The 14,449-nt window shown below is 62.0% G+C and carries 11 protein-coding genes and 2 pseudogenes; 11 read left to right on the top strand and 2 right to left on the bottom strand.

What is annotated here, in order from left to right; translation table 11 throughout:
• The first annotated feature begins 21 nt into the window (after positions 1 to 21).
• The 11 genes and pseudogenes from hfq (at position 22) to AC1MHZ_RS00625 (ending at position 11,114) form a co-directional block, all read left to right on the top strand.
• On the top strand, positions 22 to 282 hold the full coding sequence (gene hfq, locus AC1MHZ_RS00675) for an RNA chaperone Hfq (protein ID WP_003258160.1): 261 nt from the start codon (positions 22 to 24) through the stop codon (positions 280 to 282).
• Between the two features lie 12 nt (positions 283 to 294).
• Positions 295 to 1,596, top strand: coding sequence for a ribosome rescue GTPase HflX (gene hflX, locus AC1MHZ_RS00670; protein WP_480460978.1), 1,302 nt, complete (start codon positions 295 to 297; stop codon positions 1,594 to 1,596).
• 96 nt (positions 1,597 to 1,692) lie between these two features.
• A complete protein-coding gene (gene hflK, locus AC1MHZ_RS00665; protein WP_084854174.1) occupies positions 1,693 to 2,871 on the top strand; it encodes an FtsH protease activity modulator HflK in 1,179 nt (392 codons plus the stop codon).
• Positions 2,871 to 3,740 carry a protease modulator HflC gene (gene hflC, locus AC1MHZ_RS00660; protein ID WP_084854176.1) on the top strand — a complete coding sequence of 290 codons (870 nt, stop codon included), beginning with the start codon at positions 2,871 to 2,873 and terminating at the stop codon, positions 3,738 to 3,740. Before hflK ends, hflC begins: the two co-directional genes overlap by 1 nt.
• 410 nt (positions 3,741 to 4,150) lie before the next feature.
• Positions 4,151 to 5,338 (top strand): ATP phosphoribosyltransferase regulatory subunit, encoded by a 1,188-nt coding sequence (locus AC1MHZ_RS00655; RefSeq protein WP_084854179.1) that lies wholly within the window; start codon positions 4,151 to 4,153, stop codon positions 5,336 to 5,338.
• Between the two features lie 56 nt (positions 5,339 to 5,394).
• Positions 5,395 to 6,687 (top strand): adenylosuccinate synthase, encoded by a 1,293-nt coding sequence (locus AC1MHZ_RS00650; protein ID WP_196145050.1) that lies wholly within the window; start codon positions 5,395 to 5,397, stop codon positions 6,685 to 6,687.
• A gap of 616 nt (positions 6,688 to 7,303) precedes the next feature.
• Positions 7,304 to 7,996 (top strand): annotated as a pseudogene (locus AC1MHZ_RS00645) (methyl-accepting chemotaxis protein); the annotation flags it as partial.
• A gap of 390 nt (positions 7,997 to 8,386) precedes the next feature.
• Positions 8,387 to 8,902, top strand: a pseudogene (locus AC1MHZ_RS00640) (methyl-accepting chemotaxis protein); the annotation flags it as partial.
• 365 nt (positions 8,903 to 9,267) lie between these two features.
• Entirely contained in the window at positions 9,268 to 9,756 is a 489-nt protein-coding gene (locus AC1MHZ_RS00635; protein ID WP_084854185.1) for an Hcp family type VI secretion system effector, read from the top strand.
• Positions 9,757 to 9,765: 9 nt separating this feature from the next.
• Positions 9,766 to 10,740, top strand: a complete 975-nt coding sequence (locus AC1MHZ_RS00630) for a hypothetical protein (RefSeq protein ID WP_324819109.1) — start codon at positions 9,766 to 9,768, stop codon at positions 10,738 to 10,740.
• Positions 10,737 to 11,114, top strand: coding sequence for a hypothetical protein (locus AC1MHZ_RS00625; protein ID WP_482965926.1), 378 nt, complete (start codon positions 10,737 to 10,739; stop codon positions 11,112 to 11,114). The genes AC1MHZ_RS00630 and AC1MHZ_RS00625 overlap by 4 nt, the downstream gene beginning before the upstream one ends.
• A gap of 572 nt (positions 11,115 to 11,686) precedes the next feature.
• Here the strand turns inward: AC1MHZ_RS00625 and AC1MHZ_RS00620 are convergent.
• The gene (locus AC1MHZ_RS00620) at positions 11,687 to 13,252 is read right to left on the bottom strand and encodes an ABC transporter permease (protein ID WP_482965925.1); all 1,566 of its coding nucleotides are present in this window, start codon (positions 13,250 to 13,252) and stop codon (positions 11,687 to 11,689) included.
• Positions 13,252 to 14,265 carry an extracellular solute-binding protein gene (locus tag AC1MHZ_RS00615; RefSeq protein WP_084854195.1) on the bottom strand — a complete coding sequence of 338 codons (1,014 nt, stop codon included), beginning with the start codon at positions 14,263 to 14,265 and terminating at the stop codon, positions 13,252 to 13,254. Before AC1MHZ_RS00615 ends, AC1MHZ_RS00620 begins: the two co-directional genes overlap by 1 nt.
• Positions 14,266 to 14,449: the final 184 nt, after the last annotated feature.

The following is a 14,449-nucleotide window of genomic DNA, read 5'->3' as shown; positions in this document are numbered from 1 at the left end:
ATCCTTACAGGAGTGCGGCATATGTCAAAAGGGCATTCGCTACAAGACCCTTACTTGAACACCTTGAGAAAAGAAAAGGTCCCGGTTTCCATCTACCTGGTAAACGGGATCAAGCTGCAGGGCTCGATCGAATCCTTCGACCAGTTCGTGGTACTGCTGAAGAACACCGTCAGCCAGATGGTCTACAAGCACGCCATTTCGACCGTGGTTCCTGCCCGTCCGGTTCGCCTGCCAAGCCCGTCCGATTCCGAACACGGCGACAGCGAGCCAGGCAACGCCTGATAGGAGCCTGCATTGTTCTTTGAGCGCCACGGTGGTGGTGAGCGGGCGCTGCTCGTTCACTTGGAAGGTCAGAACCCTGAGGCGCGCGAAGACCCGCAGGAGTTTCAGGAGCTGGCGCTGTCGGCCGGAGCGGACATCGTTTCGCTGGCCACGATAGCCCGGCACCAGCCTACAGCCAAATACCTGATTGGCAGCGGCAAGGTCGAGGAACTGCGCGACCTGGTCCATGCCGAGCAGGTAGACCTGGTGATTTTCAATCACACCCTCACGCCCAGTCAGGAACGTAACCTCGAACGTGTCTTCGAGTGTCGCGTACTCGACCGTACCGGGTTGATTCTCGACATCTTCGCCCAGCGGGCGCGTACCCATGAAGGCAAGCTGCAGGTCGAGCTGGCCCAGCTCGAGCACATGAGCACGCGACTGGTGCGTGGCTGGACCCACCTGGAGCGGCAGAAGGGCGGTATCGGCCTGCGTGGCCCGGGCGAGACCCAGCTGGAAACCGACCGTCGCCTGTTGCGGGTGCGCCTGCGGCAGATCAAGGCACGCCTGGAAAAGGTCCGCAGCCAGCGCGAGCAGGCCCGTCGTGGGCGCAAGCGCGCGGACATCCCGTCGGTGTCGCTGGTGGGATATACCAACGCCGGCAAGTCCACCCTGTTCAACGCACTGACCGCCTCCGAGGTGTATGCCGCGGACCAGCTGTTCGCCACCCTCGACCCGACCCTGCGCCGGCTCGAGCTGGACGACCTGGGGCCGATCGTGCTGGCCGACACCGTGGGCTTCATCCGCCACCTTCCGCACAAGCTGGTCGAGGCATTTCGGGCTACGCTCGAGGAATCGAGCAATTCCGACCTGCTGCTGCATGTGATCGATGCCCATGAGCCCGAGCGCATGGAACAGATCGAGCAGGTGCTGGCGGTACTGGGTGAGATCGGGGCCGAAGGCTTGCCGATCCTCGAGGTCTATAACAAACTCGACCTGCTCGAAGATGTCGAGCCGCAGATCCAGCGCGATGCCGACGGCAAGCCGCAACGGGTCTGGGTATCGGCACGTGATGGGCGTGGCCTGGAACTGGTTGGCCAGGCGATTGCCGAGTTGCTGGGGGATGATCTGTATGTCGGAACCCTGCGCCTGGAACAGCGACTTGCCCGCCTGCGCGCGCAATTCTTCGCTCTAGGCGCGGTGCAAGGCGAAGAGCACGATGAAGAAGGTCGCAGCCTGCTGAGCGTGCGGCTGCCCCGGGTAGAGCTCAATCGCCTGGTCAGTCGCGAAGGCATGGAGCCTGAACTGTTCATCGAGCAACACACTTTGCAATAAATGCCCGTCGAGGTCGCCGGGCGGCCGAAGCAGGCATTCTGTAGCATTGGACGGCGCGCCGTGGGCGCGTCTTTGCTTTATCAGATGGAGAGCGCTATGGCTTGGAACGAGCCGGGTGGCAACTCGAACAATCAGGATCCCTGGGGCGGCCGCCGAGGCGGCGGCGGTGGCGACAAGAAAGGTCCACCGGATCTGGACGAGGCCTTCCGCAAGCTGCAGGACAGCCTGAACGGCATGTTCGGCGGCGGAAAGAAACGCGGTGGCGGTGGTGACCGCAATATCGGCAAGGGTGGTGGCCTGGGCCTGCTGGGCATCGGCCTGGCCGTGCTGGCGGCTATCTGGCTGTACAGCGCCGTTTACGTGGTGGACGAGCAGGAGCAGGCTGTGGTGCTGCGCTTCGGCAAGTACTACGAGACGGTTGGGCCGGGCCTGAACATCTACTTCCCGCCGATCGATCGCAAGTACCTCGAGAACGTGACCCGCGAGCGGGCCTACAGCAAGCAGGGCCAGATGCTCACCGAAGACGAGAACATCGTCGAGGTGCCGCTGACCGTGCAGTACAAGATCACCAACCTGCAGGACTTCGTGCTCAACGTCGACCAGCCGGAGGTCAGCCTCCAGCATGCGACCGAAAGTGCCCTGCGCCACGTGGTGGGCTCCACCTCGATGGACCAGGTGCTGACCGAAGGCCGTGAGCAGATGGCCGTGGATATCCGCGAGCGCCTGCAACGCTTCCTCGACACCTACCGCACCGGTATCACCGTCACCCAGGTCAACGTACAGAGCGCGGCAGCCCCGCGTGAAGTGCAGGAAGCCTTCGACGACGTGATCCGCGCCCGTGAAGACGAGCAGCGTGCGCGCAACCAGGCCGAGTCCTATGCCAACGGCGTGGTGCCGGAAGCCCGTGGCCAGGCCCAGCGCATCATCGAGGACGCCAACGGCTACCGCGATGAAGTCATCGCCCGTGCCAAGGGTGAGGCCGACCGCTTCACCAAGCTGGTCGCCGAGTACCGCAAGGCACCGGACGTGACCCGCCAGCGCTTGTACCTGGAGACCATGCAAGAGGTCTACAGCAACTCGAGCAAGGTCCTGGTGGCAACCAAGGATGGGCAGAACAACCTGCTCTACCTGCCGCTGGACAAGATGGTGGAAGGCAGCCGCAACACGGCCGCTCCGGTCAGCAGCGTACCGGCTTCGGCCAACGACGCGGCCGCGCGCGCGGCGCAGGAAATGCAACAGCAGCAACAGTCGCTGCGTTCTAGGGAGAGCCGTTGATGAGCAATAAATCGCTGATCGCCCTGATCGCCGCTGTAGTACTGGCCATCGTGGCCTGGAACAGCTTCTACATCGTGTCCCAGACCGAGCGTGCGGTATTGCTGCAATTCGGCCGTGTGGTCCAGGCTGATGTCCAGCCAGGCCTGCATGTGAAGGTTCCCTACGTCAACCAGGTGCGCAAGTTCGACGCCCGCCTGATGACCCTGGACGCCCCGACCCAGCGTTTCCTGACCCTGGAGAAGAAGGCGGTGATGGTCGATGCCTACGCCAAGTGGCGGGTCAAGGATGCCGAGCGCTTCTACACCGCGACCTCGGGCCTCAAGCAGATCGCTGACGAGCGCTTGTCCCGTCGTCTGGAAAGCGGCCTGCGTGACCAGTTCGGTAAGCGCACCTTGCACGAAGTGGTCTCCGGTGAACGTGACGCGTTGATGGCCGACATCACAGCTTCGCTGAACCGCATGGCCAGCAAGGAGCTGGGTATCGAAGTCATCGACGTGCGCGTCAAGGCCATCGACCTGCCGAAGGAAGTGAACCGCAGCGTGTTCGACCGCATGAGCACCGAGCGTGAGCGTGAAGCGCGCGAGCACCGTGCCAAGGGTAACGAGCTGGCCGAGGGTATCCGCGCCGATGCCGACCGCCAGCGTCGCGTACTGTTGGCCGAGGCCTACCGCGAGGCGGAAGAGACCCGCGGTGACGGCGACGCCCAGGCGGCTGCCATCTATGCCAAGGCCTACACCCAGGACGCAGAGTTCTACGCGTTCTACCGTAGCCTGCAGGCGTATCGCCAGAGCTTCTCGAGCAAGAGCGACGTGCTCGTCCTGGATCCGAAGAACGAGTTCTTCCGCTTCCTGGACAAGAGCAAGCCTTGATCGGTCTGGCTTGAATTGGCGGGGCCGCTGTGCGGCCCTTTCGCGGCACAAGGCCGCTCCTACAGGATTATGCTCCCCTGTGGAGCGGCCTTGTGCCGCGAAAAGGCTGCAAAGCAGCCCCGGCAACTGGCCGGAAGGCACCCGCCCGGCAGCTAAAATGCCAAGCGGGGTGCATCCTGAAGGAAAAGCGGTGTATGATCAGTCAGCCGGGAAATTCCCGGCTTTTTTGCGTCTGCAAGGTTGATTGGCAAGCCGCCGGTTGACGGCTTGGCCAGGTCGCAAGGCAATTCGAGGGTATTGGGTACGGTGGTGGCGCTGGGATCAGTGCTGCCTGCTGCTGTGCGCCAATGCCTGCTTCACTTACGGCTCGCCTGTGGGCAGGCCGCCCGGACCAGAGGGGAAATGGCGTAATGGCAACGGTAGACCGCTGGCTGCTGCCAGATGGCATCGAGGAAGTACTGCCGCCTGAGGCCGCGCGTATCGAGATCGCGCGGCGCCAGGTGTTGGACCTGTTCCAGAGTTGGGGTTACGAACTGGTCGTCACCCCGCATATCGAGTACCTGGAGTCGCTGCTTACCGGTGCCGGCCAGGACCTGGACCAGCGTACCTTCAAGGTGGTCGACCCGCAGTCCGGTCGCCTGATGGGCTTTCGTGCCGACTTCACGCCGCAGGTGGCGCGCATCGACGCCCATACCCTGCGCCGCGAAGGCCCGAGCCGCCTGTGCTATGCCGGCAGCGTGCTGCATGCTCAGCCCCGAGCCCTGTCCACCTCGCGTAGCCCGATCCAGCTCGGTGCCGAGCTGTACGGCGACGCCAGCCCCACCAGCGATGTCGAGGTCATCAGCCTGATGCTCGCCACGCTGCAGCTGACCGACGTCGCCGATGTGCACATGGACCTCGGCCATGTCGGTATCTACCGTGGCCTGGCCCGTGCCGCCGGCCTGTCGGGCGCGGTCGAGCAGCAGTTGTTCGATGCCCTGCAGCGTAAGTCCGTCGATGAAGTGCAGGCCCTGACCGCCGACCTGCCGAAGGACCTGGGCAACATGCTGCGCGCCCTGACCGAGCTGTGCGGTGGCCGCGAAGTGCTGGCCGAGGCCCGGGTGCGCCTGGGCCGAGCCCCGGCCGGTGTGCTGGCCGCGCTGGACGACCTGTTGGCGATCGCCGACCGCCTGGCTGCGCGCTACCCGGACCTGCCCTTGTATTTCGACCTGGGCGAGCTGCGCGGCTATCACTACCACACCGGCGTGGTGTTCGCCGTGTTCGTGCCGGGTGTCGGTCAGTCGATCGCCCAGGGCGGGCGCTACGACGACATCGGCGCCGACTTCGGCCGGGCGCGCCCGGCTACCGGTTTCTCCACGGATTTGAAGACCCTGGTCACACTGGGGCGAGCGGAGGTCGTATTGCCTTCTGGCGGCATCTGGATGCCCGACAGTGGCGATGCGGCCCTCTGGCAGATGGTCTGCCAGTTGCGCAACGAGGGCCAGCGTGTGGTCCAGGCCCTGCCTGGCCAGCCGTTGAGTGCTGCTCTCGAGGCGGATTGTGATCGGCAATTGATTCAGCAAGACGGGCGCTGGCAGGTACTGCCGCTGACCCATTGAGTTTCTTCGTCGGCAAAAGGCCGGCAACCAAGTTTGCGTGAATGAGGACAAGTGTTATGGGTAAGAATGTCGTCGTCCTGGGCACCCAGTGGGGTGATGAGGGCAAAGGCAAGATCGTCGATCTGCTGACCGAACATGCTGCCGCCGTAGTGCGCTACCAGGGTGGCCACAACGCGGGTCACACCCTGGTGATCAATGGTGAGAAGACCGTTCTGCACCTGATTCCTTCCGGCATCCTGCGTGAGGGCGTCCAGTGCCTGATCGGCAACGGCGTGGTCGTTGCCCCGGACGCGCTGATGCGTGAAATCACCAAGCTGGAAGAGAAGGGCGTACCGGTGCGCGAGCGCCTGCGCATCAGCCCGGCAGCGCCGCTGATCCTCTCCTACCACGTGGCCCTGGACCAGGCCCGTGAGAAAGCCCGTGGCGAAGCCAAGATCGGCACCACCGGCCGTGGTATCGGCCCCGCCTATGAAGACAAGGTGGCTCGTCGCGGCCTGCGCGTGGGCGATCTGTTCCACCGCGAGCGATTCGCCGCCAAGCTCGGCGAGCTGCTGGACTACCACAACTTCCAGCTTGTGAACTACTACAAAGAGCCGGCCATCGACTTCCAGCAGACCCTGGACGAGTGCATGGCCTATGCCGAACAGCTCAAGCCGATGATGCTCGACGTCACCGCCGAGTTGCACAACCTGCGCCGTGCCGGCAAGGACATCATGTTCGAAGGCGCCCAGGGCTCGCTGCTGGACATCGACCACGGTACCTACCCGTACGTCACCAGCTCGAACACCACCGCCGGCGGTATCTCCACCGGTTCCGGCGTCGGCCCGATGTACCTGGACTACATCCTGGGCATCACCAAGGCCTACACCACCCGCGTCGGTTCCGGCCCGTTCCCGACCGAACTGTTCGACGAAACCGGTGCCACCCTGGCCAAGCGCGGCCATGAGTTCGGTTCCACTACCGGTCGCGCTCGTCGTTGCGGCTGGTTCGATGCCGTGATCCTGCGTCGCGCCATCGATGTCAACAGCATCTCGGGCATCTGCCTGACCAAGCTGGACGTGCTGGACGGCCTGGAGACCATCAACATCTGCGTGGGCTACAAGGACGAGAACGGCGCGGTCATCGAAGCACCGACCGACGCCGACAGCTACATCGGCCTGCAGCCGGTGTACGAAGAGCTGCCGGGCTGGAGCGAGTCGACCTTGGGTGCCAAGACCCTGGAAGCGCTGCCGGCCAACGCTCGCGCCTACATCAAGCGCATCGAGGAGCTGATCGGCGCGCCGATCGACATCATCTCGACCGGCCCGGATCGCAACGAGACCATCGTCCTGCGTCATCCGTTTGCCTGATCTGCCGTTCGGCTGATCCGACGCCGCGGCTTCGAAAGGGGCTGCGGCGTTTTTATTTGCCGATACCTGCATCGGCCCCAATCGCCGGCAAGCCGGCTCCCACCGGTATGGCGGTGTCTTTGAAGCAGCGCAGGACAGGTTGGAGCTGGCTGGGCCAGTACAAAGCACTTCCTTGCTGAACCTTGGCACTTCCCCCCGCTGACCCCGGCACAACCCTTGCTGTATGAAACGCCCGTGGGTGCCATCAAAGTAATGGCGCCAAGAACACGGGAGTTTCAACGTGTCTGCCATCCTTTCACTGTTACGAAGCCGCCTCTTGCGGCCTGTGTTTGTTGCCCTTGGTATCGCTCTTCTGGTGCAGGTTCTGGTCGCCGTTGCACTGACCCGAAGCACGGTCACTGCCCTGGAGGCGCAATTGGGCGAGCGCCTGGGCAATGACAGCCGCAAGCTCGCCACGGAGCTTGAGCACGCCGGCCAGGACGTTCGCTCGGGCCTGGACAGCCTGTCTGCCAGCACCCGCCAGCGTCTGAGCGCAGGGCTGTCGGCGCGTCTTGAAAGCGAACAGCAGCAATTGCGCAGCACCCTTGAAAAGAACCTCAAGGACTCAGCCAACGACATGGCCGAGCTGCTGGCCTCGGTGGCACCGCGCGCCATCTGGGACAACGATGTGCCCACGCTTTCCGACTTCGCCCGCCGCGCCCAGCGCAACCCCAACGTACTGTTCGTCATCTATGACGACGCCCAGGGCCAGCATCTCACTCGCTATCTGAACCGGCAGAACCCTATCAACAAGGCCTTGCTCGAGAAGGGGCAGGGCGAGCGGGCGCTGGACAAGGTGCTCGATGCAGCGCGCAAGGACCCCTCGGTGTACTACGTCGAGGCCCCTATCAACCCCAACGGTGCCGAGATCGGCAAGGTTGTGATGGGGGTTTCCACGGCGGGGGTGGAGCAACAGCTCAAGGCTCTGGACGATCGATTCGCCGCCCTGATCGCGAGCGGCGAACAGCTGGTCGGCGACAGCCTGGTGGCTGCGGCGGCCGACAGCGGCAAGGCATTGCGTTCGCGGCTGGAGGCCGCCCAGGGCAGCGCTGCCGCCATGCAGGCCAACACCGCACAAACTGTGCGCGATGCCGCTGCCGAGCTGCGCTGGCGCATAGGCCTCGGTCTGGTGCTTGTGGGCCTGGGGGTGTTGCTGGTGGTGGCCGTCGTGCTGGGGCGACGAGTGGTCAGCAAGCTGCGCCTGTTGATCAGGGCGCTGGATGATCTCGCCGCAGGCGAAGGCGACCTGACCAAGCGAGTGGCGCTCGACAGCCGTGACGAGATCGGCGACATGGCCTCGGCGGTCAACCGCTTCGTCGATAAGTTGCAGCCCATCGTGCGCGAGGCGGGTGAAGTGGCCCAGCGTACGGGCGTGGAAATCGGCACCATGGCCCAGCGCAATGCCGGCGCCGATGCCGCCGCAGCGCTGCAGCGCGACGAGGTGGCCGCCAGCCTGCGCGACCTGTCCAGCATGGCCGACGAAGCCCAGGCCGAAAGCCAGGCCATGCAGGCCGCCTTGCAGCAGGTGGTGGACATCCGTCGCGCTGCCGATGAAAACAGTCGCGCCTCGACCCAGTTGGCACGGTTGATCGAGAACTTGGCCAGCGAAGTGGAGACCGGCTCCCAGGTGATCGAGCGCCTGGCCAAGCAGAGTGAGCAGATCGAGGTGGTGCTGACGGTGATCCATGGGATCGCCGAACAGACCAACCTGCTGGCGCTCAATGCGGCCATCGAAGCGGCGCGGGCAGGGGAGACCGGTCGCGGGTTCGCCGTGGTGGCCGATGAGGTACGCGCCTTGGCGAGCAAGACGCAAAGCTCGACCGGAGACATCCAGGCGCATATCGCCGCCTTGCAGCAGGGCGCCAAGGAGGCCGTCGCGACCATCGGCCAGGCCGGGCGCCAGGCCAGCGAGGGCCTGCTGGTGTTGCGCGACAACGAACGCCGCCAGCAGTCGGTGCAGGCGGCGGTGGAGCAGGTGCACTCGGCCATCGGCCTGGCCACCCGCGCGGCAGAGCAACAGGCCCACGGAGCGCAGGCGGTGCGAGGGCGGGTGGAGAACATCCATGCCCAGGCCGAGCGCTCGGCCGAGGTGGTGATGCAGACCACCGCCAGCAGCAAGGTGCTGGACGACCTGGCGGCGCAATTGCGGGCCAGCCTGGGTCAGTTCAAGGCTTGACCGCATCGCGAAGCAAGCCCGCTCTCAAGGCTATGGACCGCCCTGTAGGAGCGGGCTTGTCCCGCGATCAAGGGCGAAGCCCTTGCCATGCAATCGCGGAGCTGGGTTGGCCTGCTGAGAGGCCGACTCCGCCCGCACAGCTTTTACGCAACCGCAAATGGCAGTCAGGCCTACGCCCTGTTTGAAACAATTTTAAACGCGATCAATCCGCTTTCAGCGGCGAACATGTAGGCAATTTCTGAATTTCGCCTTTTTCTCCCGACAGTATTGCGACGGCCTTCATAGAGGGGCTAGGTTCGTCTGGACCTCAAGATGACGGTCTCCGACATCTCATGAACAGCTCATCTACTACCAGGGAGGTAAGCATGGCTTTTGATGCCTACATTCAAATCGCGCACATCAATGGCGAAGCACTGGACGCGCAGTATCCCAACTGGATCGAGATCACCGGCTACAAGTTTGGCGCCCACCAGAGCACTTCGGCCACCGCAAGCTCTGCAGGCGGCGCATCCTCCGGGCGGACCACGCTCACCAACTTCACCTTTACCAAATATCTCGACAGCGCCAGCAGCAAGCTTCTCGAAGCCAGCTGTGCCGGCCAGCACCTGAAGGAAGTGAAGCTGGTGGTGTGCCGGGCTGGCACCGAAAAGCTCAAGTACTACGAAGTCGTGCTCGAGGAAGTGATCATCGCCGACTACGCCCAGAGCGCTGGCGATGGCGTGCCGGTGGAAGTCGTGCAGCTGAACTATGGCCGTATCAAGACCACCTATACACGGCAGAAACGCCTCGATGGCAGCGGCGGCGGCAATGTGACCGGCGGTTGGGATCGTATCAACAACAAGAAATATGCGTGAGGGAAGGCCATGTCTGAAGCACGCAGTTTTATCAACGCCCGGGCGCAAACCTATGAGTCGTTGAAGGCTGGCATCTCCATGTCGGCGAATCAACGAGCCAAGTTTGATGTGCTGAATGCACATATCGTCAACAGTGTGGTCGTCGGAGGGGAGCTGGTCATCGTTGGAGATCCCAGTACTCCGTCATGCACAAGTCACGAAGCATTTTTGATGGCGAAGGCGGCAGGGATACATCATCAGCTAGAAGTCAATAATATCGGGGTGGATGACTTTTTTCTGGATAATTATGACTTGCTGAAAAGCCTGCTCGCTTATGCTTCTATGGGCGCCGGGGCGGTTGCCGACGGCTGGAGCAGGCATCTCGAGGCGATCAAGAAAACGTTGGAACAGATTGAACGACTTTATCGTGAGTACTTGGGTAACGGTACGATCAGGGCGCGCGATGAATTTTATGCGAAGCGAAAGGCGCTGTTTCTACAGTTAGAGGAACAGCTGAGCATGGTAGCAGCTTATGGTTCATCCTTACGTAACAAAGGAAAAGCAAAGCGGACGCTAGAGATATCTACTAAACGTTATTTGCATTCGGGTGAGATAGCTGGATATGCGGAAAAAATTGCTGGGGTTTCTAAAGCGGCAGCTTTTATCAAGAAGGGAACCTATATAGGGATTGGGCTGGATGTCGCATCGACAACTCTCGATATACATAGAGCATGTGCATTGGGGCGAGAGGAAGAGTGTGAAAAAGCTAAGTATGTGCATGGAAGTTCCCTCGTGACAGGGGTGGGTGGAGGAAGTATAGGAGGGACAATAGGTGGTGCTCTCGCCGTCGCTGGTTGTACCTTCGTTCTTGGGATCACCACTGGGCCCGGTGCACTTGCCTGTGCTGTCTTGGGAGGCATGGTTGGAGGCGTTGTGGGGGGGAATATAGGTGCAGAAGGCGGCGAAATGATAGGGGAGTATTTGTACAGGAAAGTGTCAGGATGAGTATTGAACCTGCAGTACTATGGATGTCTATTCTAGGTCCTGGTTGCTTTGTTATGTCGATGTTTGTGTATGTGGCTCATCGGTATGTCGATTCCATTGAATTGTTGCTCATTAATTCAAAATATATCATGGGCCTGAAATCAATTTTTTCGGGAGCGGGTCTGATTGGGAAGGTTTTACGGATGAGTATTATAGGTTGCGTTCTAATGATTCCGGGCCCCTATGCGCGAAGGGGACTTATTGACTTAGATGACGTCAAGCGCGTTCCCTGCGGCACAAAATGGTTGATTGTGGGGCTTTTGTTGGGGGTTTTCTTATGTTTTTTGTTAATGATCGTTTTTCGTGTGTGGATTTACATAAGCTCCGGCGGGTAAGGTTCTTGATGTTATATTTTCCTAAAGAGCCCAAGCCTACGAGTCGCTCAAGGACGGTCTCGGCATGTTGAGGGTTGCGCAATGACAGATGTGTATGTGGCTGTGCTTGGTGTGCTTTTATTTGCTTCGCCTGTAGTGCTATTTACAGTCTGGGTAGTGATTGCAAATAGATCCCTCGATCACATCGAGTCCTTTTTTTCAAACAGTCCGATGGTGGTGGAGAATAGAAGGGTTTTTTCTCAAGCCGGAGTTATGGGGCGAATTATGCGAGTAGGATCGGTATCCGCAATGTTGATGGCTGCCAAGATGTGCGTGCATAAAGGGCTACTGGATTTTGAGGACGTGCGTAGGTTTCCAGTTCGTTTGAAGCGATTTTTGGTTGCTTTATGGTTTTTCCATTTGTTGCTGTTTTTTATTCTTGTGACATTCTGCATTTGGATAATCCACTGGCGCTAGTAGGCGCCAGTGATGGCTGATTGTAATATGCGGTTCTTGCTTTAAGGCTATCGCGGGCAAGGTGCTCCCACGGGTACGGTGCTGCCCTATAGGAGCGGGTTTGCCCGCGCTAGCGCTCAAGCCTTGTTCAAATACATCCGCGTCGTCAGCAGATATACCGGCAACCCCGAAACCACGATCAACAGCGCCGCGTAAGGCGCCGCCGCCGCGAACTCGACGTTGGCGGTATGTGCCCACACTTCAGTCGCCAGCGTGGTCATGCCGGTCGGGCTGAGCAGCAAGGTGGCCGTCAGCTCCTTCATGGCATCGAGGAACACCAGGGCAAAGGCTGCTGCCAGGGCTGGGAAGATGATCGGCAGCGTCACTCGGCAAAACGCACCGAAGCTGCTGGCGCCCAGGGTGCGGGCGGCTTCTTCCAGGGTTGGCGAGGCCTTGTTCAGTGCCGTGCGCACTGGCGCCTGGGCCAGGGGCAGGAACAACAGCGCATAGGCCAGGATGAGCAATGCAGTGGTCTGGTAGAGCGCCGGTACGTAGTGCAGGGCGAAGAACACCAGGGTCAGGGCGATCACCAGGCCGGGGAGGGCATGGAGCAGATAGGGCAGGCGTTCGGCCCAGATCGCCAGGCGGCCTTTATAGCGCACCACCAGGAAGCTGATCGGCAACGCCAGCAGGACGCAGAAGCCAGCGCCGCCCAGGGAGACCGACAGCGAGGTGAGCAGTGCCTTGCCGATCTCGGCGACTGGGAAGGCTGCCGAGGCGCCCACGCTCAGCCAATACCCGAGCATCGCCAGGGGAATGCCGCTGCCCAGTATGGCCAGCGCCAGGCAGAACAGTTGCGCCGCTGGCATCCAGCCGCGCAGCTTCACCGGTTGGGCGCGTCGGGCCACGCCCTGGCCAATGCGTACATGACGCGCCTTGCCGCGTACCCGCAGCTCGAGCCAGAGCATTGCCAGGCACAGCGCCAACAGCACCGCCGAAAGCATTGCGGCGTTGGCGTTGCTGAACTCGAGTTCGAACTGCTGGTAGATCGCGGTGGTGAAGGTCTGCAGGCCAAGGATCGACAGCGCGCCGAACTCCACCAGCATATGCAGGGCAATCAGCAGTGCGCCGCCCAGCATCGAGGGCCACAGCAGCGGCAGGGTGATCTTGCTGAACACGCCCCAACGGTTGCAGCCCAGCGTGCGCGCTGACTCTTCCAGGGAGGTGTCGAGGTTGCGCAGGGTGGCTGCCACCGGCAGGAACACCAGCGGGTACTTGGACAGCGCCATGACCAGGATCGCCCCGCCCAAACCTTCGAAGCCCGAGCTCAGCGACACCCAGGTGAAACTGCTGACGAACGACGGCACGGCAAACGGCAGGCACAGCACCACGCCCCAGAGGCGGCGACCCGGCAGGTCGCTGCGCTCGAGCAGCCAGGCCAGGGCCAGGCCTGCGACCATGCACAGTATCGTCACGCCGGCCATCAGCATCAGGGTGTTGCGCAGCAGGCCCCAGACGAATGGCCGCCAGAGCAGGCGCAAGGCTTCATGCCAGCCGGCCTCCCAGGCCTTGGTACCGACATACAGCAATGGCAGCACGCTCATCGCCACCAGGAACAGAACCGGCAGCACCACCCAGATGGAGGGGCGTTTGCGGCGTGGTACGAAGCGCGGCAGGGCCGCTTGGGGCAGGGCGGCGGTCATCAGAGCAGGCCGACCTCGCGCTCGAGCTCCAGGGCTTCCTCGGCATTGCCCAGGTCGGCCGGGGTGATCTTCGGTGGGCGCAGGTCCTCGAATGGCTTCAGGCCCTGGTCGGAGACCATGCCCTTGTGCAGTGGGTATTCGGCGGTGGTCTGGGTGATCACGCGCTGGCCTTCTTCGCTGGCCATCCAGTTGAGCAGTGCCTGGGCTTCCTTGGGGTGCTTGCTGGCCTTGACCGCGCCTGCGCCGGAAATGGTCACCAGGTTGCCGGCGTCACCGTCGGCCAGGTAGTACAGGCGGGTGTCCAGCTGGCCGCGCTCGCGCTTGAGGGCGTACCAGTAGTAGTTGTTCACCAGCACGGCATCGACTTCACCTTTCTCCACGGCTTTGAGGGCGACCATGTTGTTGGTGTAGGTCTTGCCGAATGCCTTGAGGCCGGTCAGCCATTCCTCGGTGGCTTCCCGGCCGTGCAGCTTGAGGATGGCCACGGCCTGCTCCTGGAAGGCGCCGCTGGTGGGCACGTAGCCGACCCGGCGGTCCCATTCGGGGTTGGCGAAGTCCATCACGGTGGTCGGCAGGTCTTTTTCGTCGACTTTCTTGGGGTTGTACACCACCACGCGGGTGCGTGCGGTGACGCCCATCCAGGTACCGTTGGCGCCGACGTATTCCTTGGGCAGCATGTTCAGGGTGGCGTCGTCGATCTTGGCCAGCAGGCCCAGCTCGCCCAGGTTGTTCAGGGGCGGGGATTCCTCGGTGTAGATGACATCGGCAGGGGAGCGGTCGCCTTCCTCGATGATCTGGCTGGCCAGCTGGTTGCTGCTGCCCTTGCGGATATTGATGTGGATGCCGGTCTTGGCCTCGTAGGCCTTGGCGATGGCTTCGCCGATTTCCTTGTGCTGGCCGTTGTACAGGGTCAGGGTGACCGGGTCGTCAGCCAGGGCGGCCGGTGCGCCGATCACCAGGCCGAGCAGGGCGGTGGCCAGGCTGCGCATCAGCAATTGCGGGCGGATCGTCATGCGGGTACTTCCTCGCTTACGGCTACATATTTGGAAACAATGGTAAACGAAATCGTTTCTCAAGTGGCCGGGTGAAGGAAAATTCAGGGATAGACCAAAGGGTGGGGCGGTGTCCGCTTCCCTTGTAGGAGCGGCCTTGCGCCGCGAATCGGGCGCGAAGCGGCCGCAATGGGGCGATGTGATA

The organism is Pseudomonas sp. FA-1 (genome assembly GCF_056856075.1).
Note: the sequence above shows the minus strand (reverse complement) of the source record. Positions and strands in the feature narration are given on the sequence as shown.

Excerpts from the sequence above, each read along its gene's own strand:
- hflC (WP_084854176.1), top strand. The coding sequence starts at position 2,871 with ATGAGCAATAAATCGCTGATCGCCCTGATCGCCGCTGTAGTACTGGCC.
- hflK (WP_084854174.1), top strand. The coding sequence starts at position 1,693 with ATGGCTTGGAACGAGCCGGGTGGCAACTCGAACAATCAGGATCCCTGG.
- AC1MHZ_RS00655 (WP_084854179.1), top strand. The coding sequence starts at position 4,151 with ATGGCAACGGTAGACCGCTGGCTGCTGCCAGATGGCATCGAGGAAGTA.
- AC1MHZ_RS00620 (WP_482965925.1), bottom strand. The coding sequence starts at position 13,252 with ATGACCGCCGCCCTGCCCCAAGCGGCCCTGCCGCGCTTCGTACCACGC.
- AC1MHZ_RS00615 (WP_084854195.1), bottom strand. The coding sequence starts at position 14,265 with ATGACGATCCGCCCGCAATTGCTGATGCGCAGCCTGGCCACCGCCCTG.
- AC1MHZ_RS00650 (WP_196145050.1), top strand. The coding sequence starts at position 5,395 with ATGGGTAAGAATGTCGTCGTCCTGGGCACCCAGTGGGGTGATGAGGGC.
- AC1MHZ_RS00630 (WP_324819109.1), top strand. The coding sequence starts at position 9,766 with ATGTCTGAAGCACGCAGTTTTATCAACGCCCGGGCGCAAACCTATGAG.
- AC1MHZ_RS00625 (WP_482965926.1), top strand. The coding sequence starts at position 10,737 with ATGAGTATTGAACCTGCAGTACTATGGATGTCTATTCTAGGTCCTGGT.
- hfq (WP_003258160.1), top strand. The coding sequence starts at position 22 with ATGTCAAAAGGGCATTCGCTACAAGACCCTTACTTGAACACCTTGAGA.
- AC1MHZ_RS00635 (WP_084854185.1), top strand. The coding sequence starts at position 9,268 with ATGGCTTTTGATGCCTACATTCAAATCGCGCACATCAATGGCGAAGCA.